Source organism: Franconibacter helveticus LMG 23732 (genome assembly GCF_000463115.2).
GTDB lineage: Bacteria > Pseudomonadota > Gammaproteobacteria > Enterobacterales > Enterobacteriaceae > Franconibacter > Franconibacter helveticus.
Genome location: NZ_AWFX01000033.1, coordinates 1 through 259 on the forward strand (window position 1 = coordinate 1; position 259 = coordinate 259).

At 56.8% G+C, this 259-nt stretch carries 1 rRNA gene; it reads left to right on the forward strand.

The features are described from left to right. Window positions 1–136: 136 nt before the first annotated feature. Window positions 137–252, forward strand: a 5S ribosomal RNA gene (gene rrf, locus DW56_RS08995). Window positions 253–259 lie beyond the last annotated feature (7 nt).

Genomic DNA, 259 nt, shown 5'->3' on the forward strand with positions numbered 1-259 from the left:
GTTGAGCTAACCGGTACTAATGAACCGTGAGGCTTAACCTTACAACGCCGAAGGTGTTTTGGCGTGATTTGAGAGCAATTCAGCTTGTGACGGATACAGCCTGTGGCCGGAAGTGGCGGCAGGTGAACAGAATTTGCCTGGCGGCCGTAGCGCGGTGGTCCCACCTGACCCCATGCCGAACTCAGAAGTGAAACGCCGTAGCGCCGATGGTAGTGTGGGGCCTCCCCATGCGAGAGTAGGGAACTGCCAGGCATCAAAT